This is a genomic window from Novosphingobium organovorum (genome assembly GCF_022832435.1).
GTDB lineage: Bacteria > Pseudomonadota > Alphaproteobacteria > Sphingomonadales > Sphingomonadaceae > Novosphingobium > Novosphingobium organovorum.
The window spans coordinates 1-5,286 of sequence record NZ_JALHLF010000170.1; the positions used below are offsets into that span (position 1 = coordinate 1).

General features: G+C 67.8%; 7 protein-coding genes. 2 read left to right on the top strand and 5 right to left on the bottom strand.

Annotated elements, in window-relative coordinates; all coding sequences use genetic code 11:
- Positions 1-34: 34 nt before the first annotated feature.
- Both MTR62_RS19770 and MTR62_RS19775 read right to left on the bottom strand, forming a co-directional pair.
- Complete coding sequence (locus tag MTR62_RS19770; protein ID WP_244024169.1) at positions 35-646, bottom strand: DUF2155 domain-containing protein; 612 nt, start codon at positions 644-646, stop codon at positions 35-37.
- 59 nt (positions 647-705) lie between these two features.
- Entirely contained in the window at positions 706-1,107 is a 402-nt protein-coding gene (locus MTR62_RS19775) for an NADH:ubiquinone oxidoreductase subunit NDUFA12 (RefSeq protein ID WP_244024171.1), read from the bottom strand.
- Between the two features lie 245 nt (positions 1,108-1,352).
- On the opposite strand from MTR62_RS19775, the gene MTR62_RS19780 reads away from it, so the two are divergent.
- Entirely contained in the window at positions 1,353-1,685 is a 333-nt protein-coding gene (locus tag MTR62_RS19780; protein WP_244024173.1) for a glycine zipper 2TM domain-containing protein, read from the top strand.
- Between the two features lie 108 nt (positions 1,686-1,793).
- On the opposite strand, the gene MTR62_RS19785 is transcribed toward MTR62_RS19780, so the two are convergent.
- Positions 1,794-2,354, bottom strand: a complete 561-nt coding sequence (locus tag MTR62_RS19785; RefSeq protein WP_244024175.1) for a regulatory protein RecX — start codon at positions 2,352-2,354, stop codon at positions 1,794-1,796.
- 152 nt (positions 2,355-2,506) lie between these two features.
- Between MTR62_RS19785 and MTR62_RS19790 the strand changes: the two genes are divergently transcribed.
- A complete protein-coding gene (locus tag MTR62_RS19790; RefSeq protein WP_244024177.1) occupies positions 2,507-4,267 on the top strand; it encodes a fatty acyl-AMP ligase in 1,761 nt (586 codons plus the stop codon).
- 66 nt (positions 4,268-4,333) lie between these two features.
- Here the strand turns inward: MTR62_RS19790 and MTR62_RS19795 are convergent, their stop codons facing one another.
- Together MTR62_RS19795 and MTR62_RS19800 are read right to left on the bottom strand one after the other, a co-directional pair.
- Positions 4,334-4,774: a DUF2721 domain-containing protein gene (locus MTR62_RS19795; protein WP_244024179.1), complete on the bottom strand. Its 441-nt coding sequence runs from the start codon at positions 4,772-4,774 to the stop codon at positions 4,334-4,336.
- 97 nt (positions 4,775-4,871) lie between these two features.
- A partial coding sequence (locus MTR62_RS19800; protein ID WP_244024181.1) for a TonB family protein occupies positions 4,872-5,286 on the bottom strand: 415 nt, incomplete at its 5' end.

Sequence of the window (5,286 nt, forward strand, 5' to 3'; positions counted from 1 at the left end):
CACGGGCGGCCGCGCAGCGCGCCACGAGCGCCGATCAGTCGGCGGTCGCGTCGGCGGCGGGTGTTTCGGAAATCACAGGCGCGGGCGAAGTCTCGGCGGCGGGCGCAGCGCTCACGCTCGATGCAGGCTTTGCCGCCGTGCTCGCCGAGGCGGCCGAAGCCGGGCTCGCGTCCTCGCCGGGAAAGCGCATCGCGCAGCTCTTGACCCAGACGTCGTAAACCGGGTCCTCAACGACGTTGAGCGCCGGACGATTCTTGAACAGCCAGCCCGAGAAGACCTTGTGCCAGGCCAGCTTGGCATCGATCGTCGCGCGCTTTTCGACGAAGACCTGAACGAAGGCGCCCTCGTCCTGGGGATGCTCCCAGGGCAGCGTCTTCTCACAGGTCGCCAGCTTGACCACCAGATTGCCCAGGCGCTTCGATTCGCCGGGTTTGATGGTCAGGTCCTGGGTCAGGTTGTTGCGCTTGTTGAGGATGCCGAGCGTCGCCACCCGATCCTTGTTGGGCGTGCCCAGTTCCTGCCCCTTGGCCGCTTGCGCGGGGCCGGCCTGCATCCCGGCGATCGCGTCGGGAATGCCGGTGTCCTCGGCTTCGGGCTTGGGTTCGCCCTTGCACCCCGCGAGCCCCGCGAGAAGCGCAAGAACCATCAGCGAGGCGCCCAGGGGACGCCGGTCAGAACGAGCCGCACGCATCGTGAACGCGCGGCTCAGGCTTCCGGGGACCATGCCTCGTAGTCACCGGTCGCCGCCGCGCGATGCCCGCCGCGCTCGAGCGCGCCCTGCGGACGGTAGGCGGCCACGGTGCCCGTGGCGTTGGGGGTGTATTCGGCTTCCCAGATCCGCGCCGGCGGCAGGTGGCTTTCCGGAACGCCATCATAGGAGTGATGCAGCCAGCCGTGCCATTCGGAAGGCACGCGGCTGGCGTCGTTGGCACCGCTGTAGATGACCCAGCGCCGCTCGTACCCCTCGGTCGTCTTGGCCTTCTTCGCGCGGTAATACTTGTTACCCTGCGCGTCCGTGCCGACGTGCTCGCCGTTACGCGAGGACCACAGAGAGGTGCCGATGGTGGCGCCGTCCCACCAGGTGAAGATCTTGGACAGGATTCCCATGCGCCGGGCGTTAGCCCTCTTTGCACGCGATGCCAAGCGTGTTGGCACGCTTTTACATCGTCAATTGCGATCCCTTTCGGCCATCCTTCGTGCAAGTTGCGCAATCGCGGACGCTTCAGCGCAGATCCGCAACGCCCTGTCGCGCCCAGGGGCTCTTTCGGCTCGTTCATCTGAGGTTGGGGATCAGATGAACGAGTAGCGTGTTTCCCCTTGCAACACATCGCAACAATGCAAGGAGATCGCCCATGCGCAACCTCATTCTCGCGGCCACGATGGCCGCCGTCGCCGCCCCCAGCCTCGTGGTCGCCACCGCAACCCCGGCCATGGCCCGCGAGCATCATCGCTACCACCGCACCGACAACGGCATCCGCTACTGGAAGGACGATCATGGCCGCTACCGCTGCCGCAAGTCCGACGGCACCACGGGCCTGCTGATCGGCGGTGTCGCCGGAGCCCTCGCGGGCCGCGCGGTCGACACCCATGGCGATCGCACCACCGGCACCGTGCTCGGCGCGGCGGCGGGCGCCCTGCTCGGTCGCGAGGTCGATCGCTCGTCGAGCCGCCCGCACTGCCGCTAAACGGCGCGCTCCGTATAGGCGCCAGCCAGAAAGAGAAGCCCGCGACCATCCCGGTCGCTGATCGGTGCCCTGTCCGCCTCGCGGGCGGGGCACCGTTGCGTTGCACGCCTATCCGTCGAGCGATTCGCCGCGATCGAACGCCTCGTCCACCCATTCCTGCGCGCTCGTCGCATCCTCGGCCTCGATGATCCGGCGGGCGACCTCAAGCCGGTGCCCGGCGCGCAGCATGGCGGCAAGATGCTTTTCGCGAACCGCGCGGTCAGCCTCCTCACGCGCGAAAGGGCCGAGCCGCCGCCGCCGCGCCAGCGCCAGCGCGCTTTCGCGTTCCTGCGCCTCGCCCGGCGCCATCGCGCCGCGCACATCCTCGTCCACCCCCGCAGCGCCCAGCGCTTCGCTCACCCGCCGCGCGCCATAGCCGCGCCGCAGCAGGCTGCCCGCCTTCATCCGCGCCCAGCCTTCATCGTCGACGTAGCCCAGTTCGGCATAGCGCTCGACCAGCGCGTCGAGCGGGGGCTCGTCCTCGCCTTCCCAGCCGCGTTCGCGCAGTTTACGCCGCAGATAATCGCGCAGTTTGGCTTGCGTTGTCGCGAAACGCGCGACATAGGCGAGCGCCATTTCCTCGAGTCGGGGCCTATTGAGCGGCCGGGGATTGCGACGCTTGTCGGACATCTTGCCCTATTCGTGCCACACTCGGCGCAGAATGGGGAGTGCTTATGGGACCTTGGGGGATGGGGTGCCGGCCATATTCGGTTCACAAGCGGAACCCTAGGTCGTCATTCAATCCGCCAAATTGGTTAGAACAGATAACGGGTTACGATATAATGAGCGACACCATCAGCATGGTGACGAAGTCGGATCAGGCGCTTGTCGCCACCCCGAACGACGACGCGCTGGCGCGCCGTTTCGCGGACTTCGACACCTTCTGCGAGGCCCTTGATTATGCGGCCCAAGGCCAGCGCGGCTTCAATTTCCACGATCCGCGCGGAAAACTGACGCGCGCCTATCCTTTCAGCGAACTGCGCAGCGATTCGCTCAAGGTCGCCTACGCGCTCATCGCGCGCGGCGTGAAGCCGGGTGAGCGCGTCGCGCTCATCGCCGAAACCGGGCCCGACTTCGCGGCGTTGTTCTGCGCCACGATCTACGCGGGCGCCTGGCCGGTACCGCTGCCCCTGCCCACCAGCTTCGGCGGCAAGGACAACTACATCGAGCAGCTCGTCGTCCAGCTGTCGAGCGCGGACCCGGTGCTGCTGATCGGCCCCGACGAAATCGCCCACCTCACTTCGGCCGCGGCCGAGCGGCAGGCCTGCGGTCACGCCACCTGGGCGGACTTCGCTGCCAAGGACGCGCCCGAAGTCGCGCTGCCCACGCCCAGCCCCGATGATATCTGCTACCTGCAGTATTCGAGCGGCTCGACCCGCTTCCCGCACGGCGTGGCGGTGACGCACCGCTCGCTCCTGTCGAACCTCGCCGCGCACAGCCACGGCATGCAGGTGCGCGACGGCGATCGCTGCATCTCCTGGCTGCCGTGGTACCACGACATGGGCCTGGTCGGCTGCTTCCTCTCGCTGATCGCCAACCAGGTCTCGGCCGATTACCTCAAGACCGAGGATTTCGCCCGCCGTCCGCTGGCCTGGCTTGACCTTATCTCACGCAACGAGGGCACCTCGATCTCGTACTCGCCGACCTTCGGCTACGACATCTGCGCGCGCCGCATCTCCAGCCAGACCAACGTCGGCGAACGGTTCGACCTCGCGCGCTGGCGCCTTGCCGGTAACGGCGCGGACATGATCCGTCCCGACGTCATGCAGAGCTTCGTCAATGCCTTTGCCGACGCCGGCTTCAAGGCCAGCGCGTTCCTGCCCAGCTACGGTCTCGCCGAAGCGACGCTGGCGGTCACCATCATGCCGCCGGGCGAAGGCATCCGCGTCGAGCTCGTCGAAGAAGAGCGCCTGTCGGGCTCGCCGCGCGACCTCAACCGCCCGGCCCGCTACCGCGCGATCGTCAACTGCGGCAAACCGGTGCTCGACATGAAGGTCGAGATTCGCGGCGAAAGCGGCAAGGCGCTGACCGACCACCAGATCGGCAAGGTCTGGTGCCAGGGCACGAGCGTCATGCATTCGTACTTCCGCGACCCCGAATCGACCGCCGAATGCCTCGTCGACGGCTGGCTCGATACAGGGGACATGGGCTACATGGCCGATGGTTACCTGTTCATCGTGGGCCGCGCGAAGGACATGATCATCATCAACGGCAAGAACCACTGGCCCCAGGACATCGAGTGGGCGGTGGAGCAGCTTCCCGGCTTCAACCACGGCGACATCGCGGCTTTCTCGGTCGAGACCGAAGGCGGCGAGGAAGCGCCTGCGGTGCTCGTCCACTGCCGCGTCTCGGACCCGGCCAAGCGTATCGAGCTGCGCGATCTGATCCGCGACAAGGTGCGTTCGATCACCGGCATGAACTGCGTCGTCGAACTGGTCCCGCCCAAGAGCCTGCCGCGCACCAGCTCGGGCAAGCTCAGCCGCGCCAAGGCCAAGAAGCTTTACCTTTCGGGCGAAATCGCCCCGCTCGACCTCGCCGCGTAAGCGCGCCGGGCGACACCGGACCAGAGGGCTCGTGCGCCGCCGCGCACGGGCCCTTTTTCGTGGCGATCAGATGTCGCGGTGCAGTTCGAGAAAGTCGGCCGGAACCTCGAGCGCCTTGGCCGCGACCTGCGTCTCCTGAAGGAACAGCACCAGCGCGGCGAGCAGCAGCGCGATCGAGACGATGAACACCAGCGCGGCAAGCACCGTCAGGTCGAACCCGACCAGCCCCTGGAGGAACAGGATCGCCACCGTCGAGCCGATCGCCAGCGCCGAAAGCACCATCAGGCGAATCGCGCGGGTGATGATCTTGATGCGCTGGTCGACCAGCCGGATCTCGCGCACGATGCCGTCATGCTCGCCGCCCTCGGTCTGGTTGAACAGCGTCTGGAGCATACGCGCGCGGTCCACCACGCGCCCCAGCCGGGTCGACAGGATATTGAGGATGTTGCCGATGGCCACCAGCACGAAGACCGGCGTAAGCGCGAGTTGTATGGTCTGAACGATCATCGCAGGTGCCCTCTTGCCTTTCCCCATCGCAAACGAATTCCCCCGCGATTGCCAGTCCCTGCGCGCGCGTTCAATCCCCGCCCTGCGCCCACGCGCCCTAATTCACGAACCAGCGCTGCTGCCAGCGGTAGAGCGCGCCTACGGCGCGCCCGCTGGCATCGCGCGCGGGGCGGAAGCGAAAGCGCTGCGTGGCGAGCGCGCAGGTGATCCGGTCGGCGTCCGGGTCGGGGCTCGGGCGCGAGACCCGGCAGGCGTGCACCCGCCCGTCCGGCCCCACGGAGAGGTCGATCACCACCGCATGGCCGATCCGCAAATCGCGGGAGGCGCGCGGGTAATCGCGCGCCGAATCGATGTCGCCCGCGACCTTGACCGTGGGCGAAGCGCCCGCCCCGCCACCGCCCGGACCATGACCTTCGGCCCCTGCCCCGGTGCCCGCGCTCCCTCCGACAGCGCCGGTCCCCGCCCCTTGCGCGGCGGCTCCGGAGGCGTCCTCGGCGCCCTCCCCCGCGACC